A 15849-nucleotide genomic window follows, 5' to 3' on the forward strand; every position below is an offset into this window, starting at 1 on the left:
GCCGAGCGCCCCGCGCGCACGCGGCGGTCACGCCGTCACGGTGTCGTGCGGGGTTCGGGCAGGGTGAGCCTGGTCGCGGGGTCGGCGAGCGGCAGGGCGATCGGGCGGGCCCCGTCGTGATCGCGCTCGGCGTCCGCGAGCGGGCGGGTGCGTTCGGCGGCGCGGGCCATCCACGGCCAGATCCCGAACGGCGCGGCGGGCGGCTCCGGCGCGGACCCGGTACCGCTGATCCACGTCGTCAGGGTGAACCGGCTATCGGCGAACAGCCCGCTGGGGCACGTGGACGCGACGACCTCGTGAAAGGCGCTGGCCGGGAAGAACACGATGGTGTCGTGCTCGGGCTCGATCGTGCGGTACGACTCCGCCGGCCGGGCCCCGCCCTCGTGGAGCAGGGTGTCGTACAGCCTCAGCCGGCCGCCGTCGAAGCCGCGCGGCCGGCGGTGCAGGTAGTACACGGCGGACACGGCCGTGCTGACGTCGCGCACCCGTGAGGCGTCGGTGTGCATGCCGTAGTGGCCCCCTTCACCGTGCGCCGTCAGGACCGTCCGGGTGTGCGTGAGCGCGGCCCGGTGTCCGAGGACCTCCTGCACGAGCGGCAGGCAGTCCGCCAGGTGCGCGCTGAACACGGCACTGGTCACGGGGAGCACCAGCGAGCTGCGGCCCTTGTGGGAGACCTGGCCCGAGAGCGGGTCCAGGACCGTTCCCGCGTTGAAGTCGGCCTGCCGGGAAATCGCGTACTCCAGCAGGGTGCCGGCGCGTTCCGCGCCGAGGAAGTTCTCGAAACGGCAGACCGGCGCCGCCACCACAGGCGCGGTGGACCACTGGTCGTGCGGAGGCAGTGCCTCGGTACCGATTTCCCTGGACGCGGCCGGTTCCTCGCGTATCCGCTCATGGCCCGGAACCGTACGCGGGGCCGTCGAAGGAGCGCACGGGGCGCACCGGAGTACGCCCCTGCGCCCGTGCCCCGCCCCGGTGGACGGCCGTCCCGCCGGGGATCCGCCCGCCGGGAGCGCACGGACCGGTCCGTGCGCGCACCACCCGGACCCGGGGCTGGTCAGAGCCCTCATGCGCCCGGGTAGGCTGTGAGCGCAGCTGGTTCGCCCCGTCCGCCAGGCGGGATGCGTCGTAAGAGGGAACCCGGTGGGAATCCGGGACTGCCCCGCAGCGGTGAGCGGGAACGACCGCCGTCATACGCACTGGAACCGGAACCGGTTCCGGGAAGCGACGGCCACTAGGTGCCCGCCGGGAGACCGGCAGGCGTGTCCGCGAGTCCGAAGACCTGCCACTGCCCGCATGCCGGTACGTCATGCGGGGTCCCGAAGAACACTCTGCGGGGCCTTTCTGCCGCGACTCGCGAAGGAGAGTTGACGTGGCCGACCCGACCGCTGCCACCGTGGAGTGCGTTCCCAAGAATCCGGGCGACTCCCGGGTGACCCTCGCCCACATCATGAGCGAGCACGACACCAACCTCTACGGCACCATCCACGGCGGTGTGGTGATGAAGCTCATCGACGACGCCGCCGCTGCCGCGGCCGGACGCCACGCCGACGGCCCCGCCGTCACCGTGGCCGTGGACCGGATGGCGTTCCTGGCACCGGTGCGCGCCGGCGACCTGCTCAGCGTCGACGCCGAGTTGGAACGCGCCGGCCGGACGTCGATGACGGTCGGCGTACGCGTCCGGGCCGAGCGCTGGAACGCCTCGGGCCCCACCACGGAAGTGGCCACCGCACGACTGACCTTCGTCGCGATAAACGCCGAGGGCGAGCCGCGTCCGGTACCGGCCCTCGACACCCCCGGGGCGCTCGCCCCGTAGGCCGGGGGCCGCGAGCCCGGCGACGCGTGACACCACCGGCCCGCCGACGGGCCGGGGGCCGGGGACCGACGTGCCCCGTCGCCCCGGGACCGAGTGGCACGAGCCGCCGTACGCGCCCCCCGTGCGCCCCCGCGAGCCCTCCCCACCCCACACCGACTTCCCCTCGGTTCCCCGCAGTTCCCCACTGCCCGGCCGCACGCTCCTTCCCGAGCCGGCCGGCGCATCCGACCCACCCGCGGTGAGAGGACCACCACCCATGCCCCGCATTCCCTCGAAATCCCTGCTGTCCGCCCTCGCCACAGCCCTGTTGATATCCGGCTGCGGGGGCGCCGCGACGCCCTCCGCCGCCCCGCAGGCGGACGCGGCCGCCAAGGGCTTTCCGCTCACGGTCGACAACTGCGGCGTGAGCACCACCTATCAGCGCCCGCCGCAGCGTGCGGTCTCGCTGAACCAGCACGCGACCGAGGTCATGCTGGCGCTCGGCCTGGAGAAGTCGATGGTGGGCACGGGCTACCTCGACGACAAGATCCTCCCCGAGTACCAGGGCGCCTACGACAGCGTGAAGGTCCTCTCCAAGGAGTACCCCTCCTTCGAGGCGCTCCTGGAGGCCGAGCCCGACTTCGTCTACGGCGGCTGGAAGTCCACCTTCGACGAGAAGGAGGGGCGCAGCCGGGCCGCCTTCACCAAGGCCGGGATCAACACCCACCTCAACACCGAGGAATGCCCCACCGGCCCGGTGAACGCGGCCTCCATGGACGAGGAGATCCGCACCCTCGGCAAGATCTTCGCCGTGCCCGAGCGGGCCGAGGAGCGGCTGGCGGCCCTGCACGCCACCCTCGACAAGGTCGAGACGCAGCTGGCCGGCGTCACCCCGGTCAAGCTCTTCGTGTACGACAGCGGCGACAAGACGGCCTTCACCGCGGGCGGCAAGGGCATCGGCAACGACATGATCCGGCGGGCCGGCGGCGAGAACCTCTTCGCCGACCTGGACAAGGCCTTCGGTGACGTCTCCTTCGAGCAGGTCGCCCAGCGCGCCCCCGAGGCCATCGTCATCTACGACTACGGCGACCAGTCCGTCGAGGACAAGAAGAAGTTCCTGCTCGCCCACCCGGCGCTGAAGGACGTGCCCGCGATCAAGAACCAGCGGTTCGCGGTACTGCCCCTGTCCTCCACGGTGCTCGGCGTACGGATGCCCGCGGCCGTCGAGTCGCTCGCGCAGCAGCTCCACCCCGGCCGCGTCCGGTGACCGGGGCGAAAGCCCCGGCGGCCGAGGAGGCGGGCCCTCGTGAGGCGGCCGGCCCTCAGGGGGAGGGCCGGCCGCCGGTCTCCGCGCGCCGCCCCGGGATCCCGTACGGCCTGGTGCTGGCCTTCCTCGGAGTCCTCGTGGCCGGGGCCGCGACGGCCGCGATCGCGGTGGGCTCGATCAGCGTCCCGGCCGACCAGGTGTGGAGCATCCTGCTGCACCGCGTGCACCCGGCCCTCGCCGAGCCGACGTGGACCCCGGTGCGCGAGACGATCGTCGTCGACGTCCGGCTGCCGCGGGTGCTGCTGGCCGGCGTGGTCGGAGCCGGTCTGTCGGTGGCCGGGATGGCACTCCAGGCGCTGGTCCGCAATCCGCTGGCCGACCCGATGCTGCTGGGCGTGTCCTCGGGCGCGTCGGTCGGCGCGGTGCTGGTCCTGGTCCTGAACCTGACCGTGTTCGGTCTGTTCACGCTCCCCGTCGCGGCCTTCTGCGGCGCCCTCGCCGCCCTGGTCGCCGTCTACTTCCTGGCCCGCTCCGGCGGGCGGATGACGACGGTCCGGCTGGTGCTGGCGGGCGTGGCCACGGCCGAGGTGCTGTCGGCGGTGGCCAGCTTCCTGGTCGTCACCTCCAACGATCCCCACAAGACGCAGTCCGCGCTGCGCTGGATGCTGGGCGGACTGGCCGGCACCACCTGGACCACGGTGTGGATCCCGGTCGGCGCGGTCCTGGCCGGTACGGCCGTCCTGCTGGGCGTCAGCCGTCCGCTCAACCTCCTGCTGGCCGGCGAGGAGGCCGCCGCGGCCCTCGGTCTCGACGTCCACCGCTTCCGCGGCGCCCTGTTCACGCTGGTGGCCCTGATGATCGGCACGATCGTCGCGGTCAGCGGGCAGATCGGGTTCGTCGGGCTGATCATGCCGCACGTGGTGCGGCTGCTCGTGGGCGCCGACCACCGCCGCGCGCTGCCCGCCGCGGCCCTCCTGGGAGCGGCCTTCCTGATCACCGCGGACCTGGCCGCGCGCACGCTCATGAGCCCGGAGGAGATTCCCGTGGGCATCCTCACCGCCCTGGTCGGCGGACCCTTCTTCCTCTGGCTGATGCGACGGAAGGCCGCCCGGTGACGAAGACGAAGAACCGGCCGGCCGACGGGCCCGCGACCCTCGCGGCGGAGGGCGTCAGCGTCGTCGTGAACGGCAAGGCCCTCGTCCACGAGGCCTCGTTGCAGGTGGCGCCCGGCGAGGTGATGGGCCTGGTCGGCCCCAACGGCGCCGGCAAGTCCACCCTGCTGCGCACCTTCTACCGGGCGCTGCGGCCCACGTCCGGCCGGGTGCTGCTGGACGGCGAGGACGTCTGGCGCATGCCCGGAAAGCGGCTCGCCGGGCGGCTCGCGGCGGTACTGCAGGAGACCTCCGGGGACTTCGAACTGACCGTGTACGACGTGGTCGCCATGGGCCGCACCCCGCACAAGCGGGCCTTCGCCGGTGACGACGCCGACGACCGGGACATCATCACGCGGTCGCTGGCGGAGCTCCACGTCGACGCCCTCGCCCACGCGCCGTTCGACCGCCTGTCGGGCGGGGAGAAGCAGCGGGTGCTGATCGCCCGGGCCCTCGCGCAGCGCACGGGGACCATGGTCCTGGACGAGCCGACCAACCACCTGGACCTGCGCCATCAGCTCGACGCGCTGCGGCTGGTGCGGGGGCTGGGCGTCACCGCCGTCGTCGCGCTGCACGACCTGAACCTCGCCGCGGCCTTCTGCGACCGGATCTGCGTCATGGCCGGCGGCCGCGTCGTCGCCACCGGAAGGCCCGAGGAGGTCCTGACGACCGCGCTCCTGTCCGAGGTGTACGAGGTCGAGGCGGAGGTCATCGGGCATCCCCGCACAGGGGTCCCCTTCGTCAGCGTCCTGCCCGGGCGCGAACGGCCGTCCGGCGCCGGGGTGCTGGAGGGAGGGGGCGGACCGGCCGTTCGCGGCTCACGCGGCTGAACCGGCTCACGCGACTCCGACGGCGGGGCGGGCGACCGGGCGCAGGGCGGCGTACTCCAGCGGCGCCGAAGGGTCGATGGACACCTCGAGCCCGGCGGGATCCGCTCCCGCGCGCACCAGCAGGTCGCCGACCGCGGCGATCATCGCCCCGTTGTCGGTGCACAACGTCAGCGGAGGCACGCGCAGTTCGACACCGGCGGCGGCGCACCGCTCCTCCGCCAGCGCCCGCACCCGGGAGTTGGCGGCGACCCCGCCCACGACGACGAGCGTCCGCACTCCGTACTCGCGGCAGGCGGCCAGGGCCTTGCGCGTGAGCACGTCCGCCACGGCCTCCTGGAGCGAGGCGGCCCCGTCGGCCAGCGGGATCTCCTCGCCCTGGATGCGGTGCTGCTCGGCCCAGCGGGCGGCCGCGGTCTTCAGCCCGGAGAAGGAGAAGGCGTACGGGGCGTCGCCCGGCCGGGTCAGGGGGCGCGGGAACGCCACCGCGCGGCCGTTCCCGCCGCGGGCCGCCCGGTCGATGGCCGGCCCGCCCGGGTAGGGCAGGCCGAAGACCCGGGCCACCTTGTCGAAGCACTCCCCCGCCGCGTCGTCGACGGTGTCGCCGAGGTGCAGGATCGGATCGCGGACCAGGTCCCGTACGAACAGCAGGGACGTGTGCCCGCCCGACACGATCAGCACCATGCACGGGTCGGGCAGCGGCCCGTGCTCCAGGGTGTCGGCGGCGACGTGCCCGGCCAGGTGGTGGACCCCGTACAGCGGTACGCCGGCCGCGTAGGCCAGCGTCTTCGCCCCGGCCAGGCCCACCTGGAGCGCACCCGACAGCCCCGGACCGGTCGTCACGGCGACCGCGTCGATGTCCGAGATCCGCATCCCCGCCTGCGCGAGGGCCTCCCGCACGACCGGGTTGAAGGCCTGGACGTGCGCCCGCGCGGCGATCTCCGGCACCACCCCGCCGAACCGCGCGTGCTCGTCCATGCTCGACGCCACCACGTGCGCGAGCAGCCGCCCGCCGGAGACGATCCCGGCCCCGGTCTCGTCGCAGGAGGACTCGATGCCCAACACCACAGGAGAAGCCACTACGACCCCTTTCGCACCTGATCTGCAATTGCTAAATACATGCAACAAGGTACGCGGCCGAAGGCGGTTCCGTGACACCTGAATCGCATATGTGTGCGAATCGATGTGCGCGTCACGGGATGGTGTGCCAGCTTGGAGCGAGTGGGGGTCACTTCCCCGGAAGGGTGAAATCCTATGAACCGTGTTCTTTCAGCCGCAGTCGGCACCGTCTCCGCGCTGGTGCTGTCCGCCGGTGGCGCCTCCGTCGCCCTGGCCGCGGGACCCACGGACGATCCGACCGCGGCCGCCGCGGAGCTGTGCACGAACCTGAACGAACTCAAGGCGGACATCGCCAAGTTGAGGGCGCTGGATCCCGCGAACGCGACCAAGGACCAGATCCAGGAGGCACACTCGGACGTCCAGGACGACTGGAAGGACGTGGCGGAGTCCACCGCCACCTGGAAGGCGTCCCACAAGGACGCCGTGAAGACGGCGGCCGAGAACATGAAGACCGCGTACGAGGCCCTGCCGGGCGACACCACCGGCCGGGAGACGGTGGCTGCGCTGCAGCAGCACACCGAGAAGCTCGACACCGCCGTCACCGAGGCGCGCTCCGGCCTGAACTGCGGCTAGACCGCGGCGCGTACGGTGCGGGGCAGGGTGGCGGTCCCCCAGGTGACCGGCAGCCTGCCCCGGCCCATGGCCGGGGCCGGACGCTTGACCGCGGTTCCCCCAGCCATTACTTTGCGTGGACATCGACCCGTGACCACCGAAGGAGGCGACCACCGGATGTCCACCTGCTCCGACCTGGCCCGCCTCGCCCACTGCACGGTGTGGGTTTCGGGTCGTATCGCACACGGCTGCTGACACGCCGCCCTGACGTGCCCTTCGTGGCGCGTTCCGCGTTGATTCGTCACCATCTGCCGGCACGTCGCTCTCGCGTGCCGGCTGCGCCCGCTCCTGCCCTGTGGCGCGCCCGAACACAGAAAGCTGCCTGACATTGGCGAACATGATGCACCGACCCGTCACGCTCCGAAACGAAGGCCTGTGATGGCGGCGGCGAGGATCACGGTCAACGGACGGGAAACACCGATCGCCCCGGCCGCGCCCCACACCACGGCGCTCGACTTCCTGCGCGAGCGCGGGCTGACCGGCACCAAGGAGGGCTGCGCCGAGGGTGAATGCGGCGCCTGTTCGGTCCTGGTCGCCCGACCCGGGGTGAACAAGCCCACCGACTGGGTGGCGGTCAACGCCTGCCTGGTCCCGGTCGCGGCGCTCGACGGCCAGGAGGTCGTCACCTCCGAGGGCTTCGCCACCCCCGGCGAGCCCGGCACGCCTCCCTCCCTGCACCCGGTGCAGGAGGAGATGGCGGTCCGCGGCGGCTCCCAGTGCGGTTACTGCACACCGGGGTTCATCTGCAGCATGGCCGCCGAGTACTACCGGCCCGACCGCTGCGCGCACGCGGCCCCGGACTCGCGCACGGGCACGGGCGCGGCGGAGGGCACCGACGCCGAGCACGGTCCGAACGGCTTCGACCTGCACGCGCTCAGCGGGAACCTGTGCCGCTGCACCGGCTACCGGCCGATTCGCGATGCCGCGTACGCCGTCGGCACGCCCACCGACGAGGACCCGCTGGCGCGGCGCCGCGAGCAGGACCCGCCCCCACCGGTCGCCACCCAGTACACCCGGGACGACAGCACGTTCCTCCGCAGGAGCACCCTCGCCGAGACGCTGCGACTGCTGCGTGAACGGCCCGACGCGGTGGTCGTCGCCGGCTCCACGGACTGGGGCGTCGAGGTGAACATCCGTTCCCGGCGGGCGGATTGCGTGGTCGCCGTCGACCGGCTGCCCGAACTGCGGGAGCTGCGCGTCGCACCCGGCCACATCGAGATCGGGGCGGCGCTGACGCTCACCGAGATCGAACGCCGTCTCGACGGCCAAGTCCCGCTGCTGGCCGAGCTGTTCCCGCAGTTCGCGTCCCGCCTCATCCGCAACGGCGCCACCCTCGGCGGCAACCTGGGCACCGGCTCCCCCATCGGTGACAGCCCACCGGTGCTGCTCGCACTGGACGCGTCGGTGGTGCTCGCCGACGCCGACGGTGAGCGCGAGGTCCCCCTCGCCGACTACTTCACCGGCTACCGGCAGAGCGTGCGCCGCCCCGGCGAGCTGATCCGCGCGGTCCGCGTCCCGCTGCCGCTGTCGCCGGTCACGGCCTTCCACAAGATCGCCAAGCGGCGTTTCGACGACATCTCCAGTGTCGCGGTCGCCTTCGCCCTCGACATCGAGGACGGGACCGTCCGCACGGCGCGGATCGGCCTGGGCGGCGTGGCCGCCACCCCGATCCGCGCCCTCACCACCGAGGCGGCCCTGGAGGGCAGGCCGTGGGCGGCCGAGACCGTCGCAGCCGCGGCCGCTGTCCTGCGGGCCGAGGGCACTCCGATGAACGACCACCGCGCCAGCGCCGGCTACCGCTCCGCGATGCTCGGCCAGAGCCTGCTGAAGCTGTACGCGCGAACCACCGAGGCGGTGCCGTCATGAGCCAGCTGTCCGAACGTCCCGAAAAGCCGGTCGTCGGCGTGGCGATGCCGCACGAGAGCGCGGCCCTGCACGTCACCGGCACGGCGCTCTACACCGACGACCTGGTCCACCGCACCAAGGACGTGCTGCACGCCCACCCGGTCCAGGTGATGCGGGCCCACGGCACGATCACCGCGCTGCGCACCGGGCCCGCGCTCGCCGTGCCCGGTGTGGTCCGCGTGCTGACGGGTGCCGACGTACCCGGTGTCAACGACGCCGGGATGAAGCACGACGAACCCCTGTTCCCCGACGAGGTCATGTTCCACGGCCACGCGGTCGCCTGGGTGCTCGCCGAGACCCTGGAGGCGGCCCGGCTCGGTGCGGCGGCCGTCGAGGTGGAACTCGACGAGAAGCCCTCCGTGATCACGCTGCGGGAGGCGATCGAGGCGGACAGCTTCCACGGCGCCCGGCCCGTGATGCTCACCGGAGACGTCGACGCGGGCTTCGAGGACTCGACGCACGTGTTCGAGGGCGAGTTCCAGTTCTCCGACCAGGAGCACTTCTACCTCGAGACGCACGCGGCGCTGGCCCTCGTCGACGAGAACGGGCAGATGTTCGTCCAGAGCAGCACCCAGCACCCCTCGGAGACACAGGAGATCGTCGCGCACGTCCTCGGCCTGCACAGCCACGAGGTGACCGTGCAGTGCCTGCGGATGGGCGGCGGCTTCGGCGGCAAGGAGATGCAGCCGCACGGGTTCGCGGCCATCGCCGCGCTCGGCGCCAGGCTGACCGGGCGGCCCGTGCGGGTACGGCTCAACCGGACCCAGGACCTCACCATGTCCGGCAAGCGGCACGGGTTCCACGCCACGTGGAGGATCGGCTTCGACGCCGACGGCCGCATCCGGGCCCTGGACGCCACTCTGACCGCGGACGGCGGCTGGAGCCTGGACCTGTCCGAGCCGGTGGTGGCCCGCGCGCTGTGCCACATCGACAACACCTACTGGCTTCCCAACGCGCGCATCACCGGCCGCATCGCCAGGACCAACAAGGTCTCCAACACCGCCTTCCGCGGCTTCGGCGGCCCGCAGGGCATGCTGGTGATCGAGGACATCATGGGGCGGTGCGCGCCGCTGCTCGGCCTGGACCCCATGGAGTTGCGCGAACGCAACTTCTACCGGCCGGGCCAGTCGACCCCGTACGGACAGCCGGTCCTCCACGCCGAGCGGATCTCCGCCGTCTGGCAGCAGGTCAAGGAGGACGCCGGGATCGCCGCCCGCACGCGCGAGATCGCGGCCTTCAACGCCGCGCACCCGCACACCAGGCGGGCGCTCGCGCTCACCGGGATCAAGTTCGGCATCTCGTTCAACCTCACCGCCTTCAACCAGGCCGGCGCGCTGGTACTGGTCTACAAGGACGGCTCCGTCCTGATCAACCACGGCGGCACCGAGATGGGCCAGGGCCTGCACACCAAGATGCTGCAGGTGGCCGCGACGACGCTCGGCATCCCGCTGCACCGGGTGCGGCTGGCCCCGACGCGCACCGACAAGGTGCCCAACACCTCCGCCACCGCCGCCAGCGCGGGCGCGGACCTCAACGGCGCGGCGGTGAAGAACGCCTGCGAGCAGATCCGCGAGCGGCTGCTCCGGGTGGCCGGCACCCGGCTCGGCGCGAACGCCTCGGACGTGCGGATCGTCGAGGGCGTCGCACGTGTCCTCGGCAACGACCAGGAGCTGGCCTGGGACGAGCTGGTGCGCACCGCGTACTTCCAGCGGGTCCAGCTGTCGGCGGCCGGCTTCTACCGGACGGAGGGTCTGCACTGGGACGCGAAGGCCTTCCAGGGCTCCCCGTTCAAATACTTCTCGTACGGCGCCGCCGCGGCGGAGGTCGAGGTGGACGGTTTCACCGGCGCGTACCGGATCCGGCGGGTGGACATCGTGCACGATGTCGGCGACAGCCTCTCCCCGCTGATCGACATCGGCCAGGTCGAGGGCGGCTTCGTGCAGGGCGCGGGCTGGCTGACCCTGGAGGACCTGCGGTGGGACGCCGGAGACGGCCCGGACCGCGGGCGTCTGCTGACCCAGGCGGCGAGCACCTACAAGCTGCCGAGCTTCTCGGAGATGCCCGAGGAGTTCAACGTCAGGCTGATGGAGAACGCCACCGAGGAGGGCGCCGTCTACGGGTCCAAGGCGGTCGGCGAGCCCCCGCTGATGCTGGCGTTCTCGGTGCGCGAGGCGCTGCGGCAGGCCGCCGCCGCGTTCGGGCCGAGCGGGGTCGGCGTCGAGCTGGCCTCGCCCGCGACGCCGGAGGCGGTGTACTGGGCGATCGAGGCGGCGCGCCGGGGCGAAGCCCCCCGGAGCGCCCGTACCGGGGCGGAAGCGCTGAGCGGTGCCTGACATGACGTGGGTCACCGCGGTCGCACGGCTGCGGGCACGGCGGGAGTCCGGCGTGCTGGTGACCGTCGCGACCGTGCGCGGCCACGCCCCGCGCGACGCCGGTGCGAAGCTGGTCGTCGGGCGGACCGAGACCTGGGGCTCGATCGGCGGCGGCAACGTGGAGGCCGTCGCGATCGACCGGGCCCGGGAGATGATCGCCGCGTCCAAGCCGGAGCCGGAGCTGATCGATTTCGCCCTGAACGACAAGGTGGCCAACCGGCACGGCGTGCAGTGCTGCGGCGGCACGGTCTCGGTGCTGCTCGAAGCGCTGCCGGTGGTCCAGGCGGTCGCGATCTTCGGCGTCGGGCACGTCGGGCTGGAGCTGGCGCGGATCCTGGCACGTCAGGACCTCGACCTCCATCTGGTCGACACCCGCTCCGACGTCCTCACCGGGAAACGGCTCGACGTGCTGTCGGACGCGGTGGCGCAGGTGCACGTGCACCACACGCCGCTGCTGCCCGAGGAGGTGCTGGAGGAGCTGCCGCACGGCACGCACGTCCTGATCATGACCCATGACCACGCCGAGGACGCCGCGCTGTGCGACACCGCCCTGCGCACCTCCCATCTCGGCTCCATCGGGCTGATCGGGTCGGCGGCCAAATGGGTCCGGTTCCGGGGGCGCCTCATCACCGAGGGCGGTCACGACGAGGCCGCCCTCGGCCGGATCAAGACCCCGATCGGGCTGGCCGAGATCACCGGCAAGGAACCGGCGACCATCGCCGTGAGCGTCGCCGCGGACCTGCTGCGCACCTTCGAGAGCGAGGCGTACGACCCCCCGTCCGGGGCCCGCGCGCGGGACACTGTGACTGACGCCTGAAGCGGTGCCGGATGGCGCAACGCCTCTGGCTCCCGCTCCGGACATCGACCAGCATGGGGGTCAGCGGGACCGGCGGACGAGATGGGCACGCATGCGCGCCACCGAGAGCAACCAGGACTATCCCTTCGCTGTCACGAACACGGCCGCGGCACTGCTCGACGATGCCGGGACGGTCGTCGGCTGGACCCCGGCGGCCGAGGCCCTGCTCGAACGCCGGTCGGCGGACGTGTGCGGCCGCCCCGCCCGGCAGCTCCTGGCGGACGCGGGCAGCTGGGAAGCGGTCCTGGCCCAGGGCGGGCACGGCGGGCAGGACGGTCAGGAGGGGTGGGAGGGCCGGGCCACGCTGCGCCGCGGCTCGGGGAGCGAGCTGGAGATCGGCTTCCGCGCCGTGCCGCTGGACGACGGCGCGTGCGGGGGCCCGGCCCGCTGCCTCGTGCTGGGCGCGCCCCTGGAGCTGGTCGCCCAGTGGCGGCAGGACCACGCCTTCACCCATGAACTGTTCCTGCAGGGCCGGGTGGGACTGGCCGTCTTCGGCGCCGACCTGCGCCTGCTGCGGACGAACACGCACCTGCTGCCGTACACCGGGGTCCCCGTCGACCTGAAGGGCCGGCGCCTGGGCGACTTCCTGTGGGCCGAGGACGCCCGGATCATCGACGACCGGCTGCGGGAGGTGCTGCACGGCGGCAACCCGCTGATCGGCTTCAACACGACCGCGCGCACCCTGGACGATCCCAGGGGCGGCCGGGTGGTCACCATCCAGGCGTTCCGGCTCCAGGAACCCGACGGGCATCCGATGGGTGTCGCGACGGTGTTCACCGACGTCACCGACCACGAGCGGGCCCGCGGGCGCCTCGACCTGCTGTACCGGGCGACCGGGGCGCTGGGCGGTTCGCTGTCCGTACCGCGCACCGTCGAGGACCTGGTCGCCGTACTGGCTCCGGCGTTCGGCGACTGCGCCGCGGTGGATGTCGCGGAGACCGTGCTGACCGGCGGCGAACCACCCGCCGGCGCCCCCCTCACGCTGCCGCTGATCCGGATGGCCGTCGCCGGGGCGGAAGCGGACGCGCTCCGTACGGGTACGGCCCACTTCCCGGCGTCCCCGGCCGCGCCCGCGGCGCGGGAGTGCCGGGGGGAGCTGGCCACCGGCCTCGGCGACCGGCCCGCGGGGCCCGGGCACGACGAGGCCCCCGAGTGGGCCGGCGCCGTCCCGGGGGCGCATTCGGCGATGACGGCGCCGCTGTGCGCCCGGGGCATCAGGTTCGGGCGGCTCACGCTCTGGCGCACGGGGGACGCTCCCCCGCTGGACGAGGACGACCTGGCGCTCCTGGAGGAGATCGCCGCCCGCGCCGCCGTCGCCGTGGACAACGCACGCCGCTACACCAAGGAGCGGCGCACCGCCGTGGGGCTGCAGCGGAGCCTCCTGCCGCCGGCCACCGCGGAGACGCCCGCGCTGGAAGCCGCCAGCGTCTACCTGCCCGCCGACGCGGAGAGCGGGGTGGGCGGCGACTGGTTCGACGTCATCCCCCTGTCGTCGGCCCGGGTCGCCCTGGTCGTCGGGGACGTCGCCGGGCACGGGCTGCACGCCACGGCCATGATGGGCCGCCTGCGCAGTGCCGTACGCGCCATGGCGGACCTCGAACTGGAGCCGGAGGAACTGCTGGCGCACGTGGACGACATGGTCCTGCAGGTCGTCGCCGAGGCCGAGAGCGACGACGCGGAGGACGGCGACCCCGGCCCGCCGGTGCCCGGCGGACCGGCCGGGGCCACCTGCCTGTACGCCGTCTACGACCCGGTCACCCGCAACTGCGTCATGGCGAGCGCCGGACACCCGCCGCCGGCCGTGGTCAGCCCGGACGGAACCGTGGAGTACGTGGAACTGAGCCCCGGCCCACCCCTGGGCGTCGGCGGCTGGCCCTTCGAGCCGGTCGAACGCGAACTGCCGGCGGGCAGCGTCCTCGCCCTGTACACCGACGGCCTGATCGAACGCGGGGAGGGGGACATCGACCAGGGCATGGAGGACCTGGCGGCGCGGCTGCTGCGCGCGGACGTACTCGGCCGCCCGCTGCGCCAGGCCCGGCACGACATCGTGGAAGGGCTGCCTCCGGGCAGGCTGAGGGACGACGTCACCCTGCTGCTGGCCCGTACCCGCATGGTGGCGGAGGACGCCCTCGCGACCTGGCACCTGGCCGCCGACCCGGCGGTCGTCGCCGAAGCGCGCCATCTCGTGCTGGACCAGCTGACGGCCTGGGACCTCGACGAGCTCGCCTTCAGCACGGAGCTCATCGTCAGCGAGCTGGTCACCAACGCCATCCGCCACGCGGGCGGCCCGGTCCGCCTCCGGCTGATCCGGGCGGACACCCTGACCTGCGAGGTCTCGGACTCCAGCAATACGCAGCCGAGGATGCGGCGGGCGCGGAACTCCGAGGAGGGCGGCCGCGGCCTGTACATCGTCGCCCAGCTCTCGCACCGCTGGGGCAGCCGCTACACCGCGGGGGGCAAGACCGTCTGGTCCGAACAGAGCCTGCCCCTCGCGTGAGCCCGCCCGGGGCGGCTTGCGGGGCGGTGGCCCCCGGCGCATAGTCCGAGGTATGGACGCGCGCGAGGCAGCGCTCCGACAGGCTCACGGCCATGCCGTCCGCTGGCTGGCCAGCCTGGACGACCGCCGGGTTCCCGCCCGCGCTTCGGTCGACGAGATCGTGCGCGCGCTCGGCCGCGAGCTGCCCGACGCCCCCAGCGCACCCGCCGATGTCGTCGACCTGCTCGCCTCGGCCTGCGAGCCGGGGCTCACCGCGTTCCCCTGCGGCCGCTTCTACGGGTTCGTGGTCGGCGGCACCGAACCGGCCGCGCTCGCCGCGGACTGGCTGGTCAGCGCCTGGGACCAGAACTCCGTGATGCGTGCCGCGTCACCCGCGTACGCCGCGGTGGAGGAGGTCGCCGGCGCCTGGCTGCTGGACCTGCTCGGCCTGCCGGGCGACAGCGCCGTCGGCTTCACCACGGGCGCGACGATGGCCAACTTCACCTGCCTCGCCGCCGCGCGCGACGCGGAGCTGCGGCGCGCCGGCTGGAACGCCGCCCGCGACGGGCTCACCGGCGGCCCCGCCGTACGCGTCCTCGCCGGCGAGGACCGCCACATGGCCGTCGACCTGGCCCTGCGCTACCTGGGCCTGGGCCGGCCCGAGCTGGTGACGGCGGACGGACAGGGACGCATCGACCCGGCCGCCCTGCGGCAGGCCCTGGCGGCCGGCGAGGGCGGGCCCACGATCGTGGTCCTGCAGGCCGGAGACATCCACTCCGGGGCCTTCGACCCCTTCGCCGAGGCGGTCGGTGCGGCTCGCGAGGCCGGGGCGTGGGTGCACGTCGACGGCGCCTTCGGCCTGTGGGCGGCCGCGTCCCCCCGGTACGCGCACCTGACGGCGGGCTGCGCGGACGCCGACTCCTGGGCGACGGACGCCCACAAGACCCTGAACGTCCCGTACGACTGCGGCCTCGCCCTCGTGCGCGACCCGTCCGCGGTCCGGGCGGCGATGGGGCTGCGCGGCGACTACCTCATCCACGACGAGCAGGGCGACCCCGTCGACAAGGTCCCCGAGCTCTCCCGGCGCGGCAGGGCGTTCACCGTGTGGGCGGCGCTCAGGTCCCTCGGCCGCTCGGGCGTGGGCGACCTCGTGGACCGGCTGTGCCGGCACGCCACCGCGTTCGCGGCCGGGCTCGCCGCGACGGACGGTGCGACCGTACTCAACGACGTGGTGTTCACCCAGGTCTGCGCCGGGTTCGGCGACGACGACCGCACGGACCGGGTCCTCGCCCGGCTGCTCGACGACGGCACGGCATGGATCAGCGGATCCACCTGGCACGGGCGCCGCGTCATGCGCATCTCGGTGAGCAACTGGTCGACGACCGACGCCGACGTCACGCGCTCCCTGACGGCGATCCGCCGCGCGTCCGCCGGCGCCTGAGCGCCTGAGCGCCTGCCGGGAAGACCCGGCC

Annotated in this window: 12 protein-coding genes and 1 riboswitch; of the genes, 10 read left to right on the forward strand and 2 right to left on the reverse strand. The window is 73.4% G+C overall.

Annotation, left to right across the window (positions count from 1 at the left end; genetic code table 11):
- Positions 1–35 precede the first annotated feature (35 nt).
- Positions 36–803: a 2OG-Fe(II) oxygenase gene (locus ACTVZO_RS33985; RefSeq protein WP_443301976.1), complete on the reverse strand. Its 768-nt coding sequence runs from the start codon at positions 801–803 to the stop codon at positions 36–38.
- Between the two features lie 272 nt (positions 804–1075).
- Positions 1076–1301, forward strand: a riboswitch (cobalamin riboswitch).
- Between the two features lie 68 nt (positions 1302–1369).
- Between ACTVZO_RS33985 and ACTVZO_RS33990 the strand changes: the two genes are divergently transcribed.
- The 4 genes from ACTVZO_RS33990 to ACTVZO_RS34005 all read left to right on the forward strand — a co-directional run bounded on the left by ACTVZO_RS33990 (position 1370) and on the right by ACTVZO_RS34005 (position 5040).
- Complete coding sequence (locus ACTVZO_RS33990; protein WP_443301977.1) at positions 1370–1813, forward strand: acyl-CoA thioesterase; 444 nt, start codon at positions 1370–1372, stop codon at positions 1811–1813.
- A gap of 256 nt (positions 1814–2069) precedes the next feature.
- The gene (locus tag ACTVZO_RS33995) at positions 2070–3059 is read left to right on the forward strand and encodes an ABC transporter substrate-binding protein (RefSeq protein WP_443301978.1); all 990 of its coding nucleotides are present in this window, start codon (positions 2070–2072) and stop codon (positions 3057–3059) included.
- Positions 3056–4174: a FecCD family ABC transporter permease gene (locus ACTVZO_RS34000; protein WP_443301979.1), complete on the forward strand. Its 1119-nt coding sequence runs from the start codon at positions 3056–3058 to the stop codon at positions 4172–4174. Before ACTVZO_RS33995 ends, ACTVZO_RS34000 begins: the two co-directional genes overlap by 4 nt.
- Positions 4171–5040, forward strand: a complete 870-nt coding sequence (locus ACTVZO_RS34005) for an ABC transporter ATP-binding protein (RefSeq protein ID WP_443301980.1) — start codon at positions 4171–4173, stop codon at positions 5038–5040. Before ACTVZO_RS34000 ends, ACTVZO_RS34005 begins: the two co-directional genes overlap by 4 nt.
- 6 nt (positions 5041–5046) lie before the next feature.
- Here the strand turns inward: ACTVZO_RS34005 and tsaD are convergent, their stop codons facing one another.
- A complete protein-coding gene (gene tsaD, locus ACTVZO_RS34010; RefSeq protein ID WP_443303356.1) occupies positions 5047–6105 on the reverse strand; it encodes a tRNA (adenosine(37)-N6)-threonylcarbamoyltransferase complex transferase subunit TsaD in 1059 nt (352 codons plus the stop codon).
- 186 nt (positions 6106–6291) lie between these two features.
- Between tsaD and ACTVZO_RS34015 the strand changes: the two genes are divergently transcribed.
- The 6 genes from ACTVZO_RS34015 (at position 6292) to ACTVZO_RS34040 (ending at position 15818) form a co-directional block, all read left to right on the forward strand.
- Entirely contained in the window at positions 6292–6729 is a 438-nt protein-coding gene (locus tag ACTVZO_RS34015) for a hypothetical protein (protein ID WP_443301981.1), read from the forward strand.
- A 417-nt stretch (positions 6730–7146) separates the two neighbouring features.
- Positions 7147–8634, forward strand: a complete 1488-nt coding sequence (locus ACTVZO_RS34020) for a xanthine dehydrogenase small subunit (protein ID WP_443301982.1) — start codon at positions 7147–7149, stop codon at positions 8632–8634.
- Entirely contained in the window at positions 8631–11006 is a 2376-nt protein-coding gene (xdhB, locus tag ACTVZO_RS34025; RefSeq protein WP_443301983.1) for a xanthine dehydrogenase molybdopterin binding subunit, read from the forward strand. Before ACTVZO_RS34020 ends, xdhB begins: the two co-directional genes overlap by 4 nt.
- Position 11007: 1 nt before the next feature.
- Entirely contained in the window at positions 11008–11862 is an 855-nt protein-coding gene (gene xdhC / locus ACTVZO_RS34030; protein ID WP_443301984.1) for a xanthine dehydrogenase accessory protein XdhC, read from the forward strand.
- Between the two features lie 91 nt (positions 11863–11953).
- Positions 11954–14398 (forward strand): SpoIIE family protein phosphatase, encoded by a 2445-nt coding sequence (locus tag ACTVZO_RS34035; protein WP_443301985.1) that lies wholly within the window; start codon positions 11954–11956, stop codon positions 14396–14398.
- Positions 14399–14450: 52 nt separating this feature from the next.
- On the forward strand, positions 14451–15818 hold the full coding sequence (locus ACTVZO_RS34040) for a pyridoxal phosphate-dependent decarboxylase family protein (protein ID WP_443301986.1): 1368 nt from the start codon (positions 14451–14453) through the stop codon (positions 15816–15818).
- The last annotated feature ends 31 nt before the right edge of the window (positions 15819–15849 follow it).

Source organism: Streptomyces sp. IBSNAI002 (assembly GCF_052244475.1).
Classification (GTDB): domain Bacteria; phylum Actinomycetota; class Actinomycetes; order Streptomycetales; family Streptomycetaceae; genus Streptomyces.

Excerpts from the sequence above, each read along its gene's own strand:
- ACTVZO_RS33995 (WP_443301978.1), top strand. The coding sequence starts at position 2,070 with ATGCCCCGCATTCCCTCGAAATCCCTGCTGTCCGCCCTCGCCACAGCC.
- ACTVZO_RS34015 (WP_443301981.1), top strand. The coding sequence starts at position 6,292 with ATGAACCGTGTTCTTTCAGCCGCAGTCGGCACCGTCTCCGCGCTGGTG.
- ACTVZO_RS34020 (WP_443301982.1), top strand. The coding sequence starts at position 7,147 with ATGGCGGCGGCGAGGATCACGGTCAACGGACGGGAAACACCGATCGCC.
- xdhB (WP_443301983.1), top strand. The coding sequence starts at position 8,631 with ATGAGCCAGCTGTCCGAACGTCCCGAAAAGCCGGTCGTCGGCGTGGCG.
- xdhC (WP_443301984.1), top strand. The coding sequence starts at position 11,008 with ATGACGTGGGTCACCGCGGTCGCACGGCTGCGGGCACGGCGGGAGTCC.
- ACTVZO_RS34035 (WP_443301985.1), top strand. The coding sequence starts at position 11,954 with ATGCGCGCCACCGAGAGCAACCAGGACTATCCCTTCGCTGTCACGAAC.
- ACTVZO_RS34040 (WP_443301986.1), top strand. The coding sequence starts at position 14,451 with ATGGACGCGCGCGAGGCAGCGCTCCGACAGGCTCACGGCCATGCCGTC.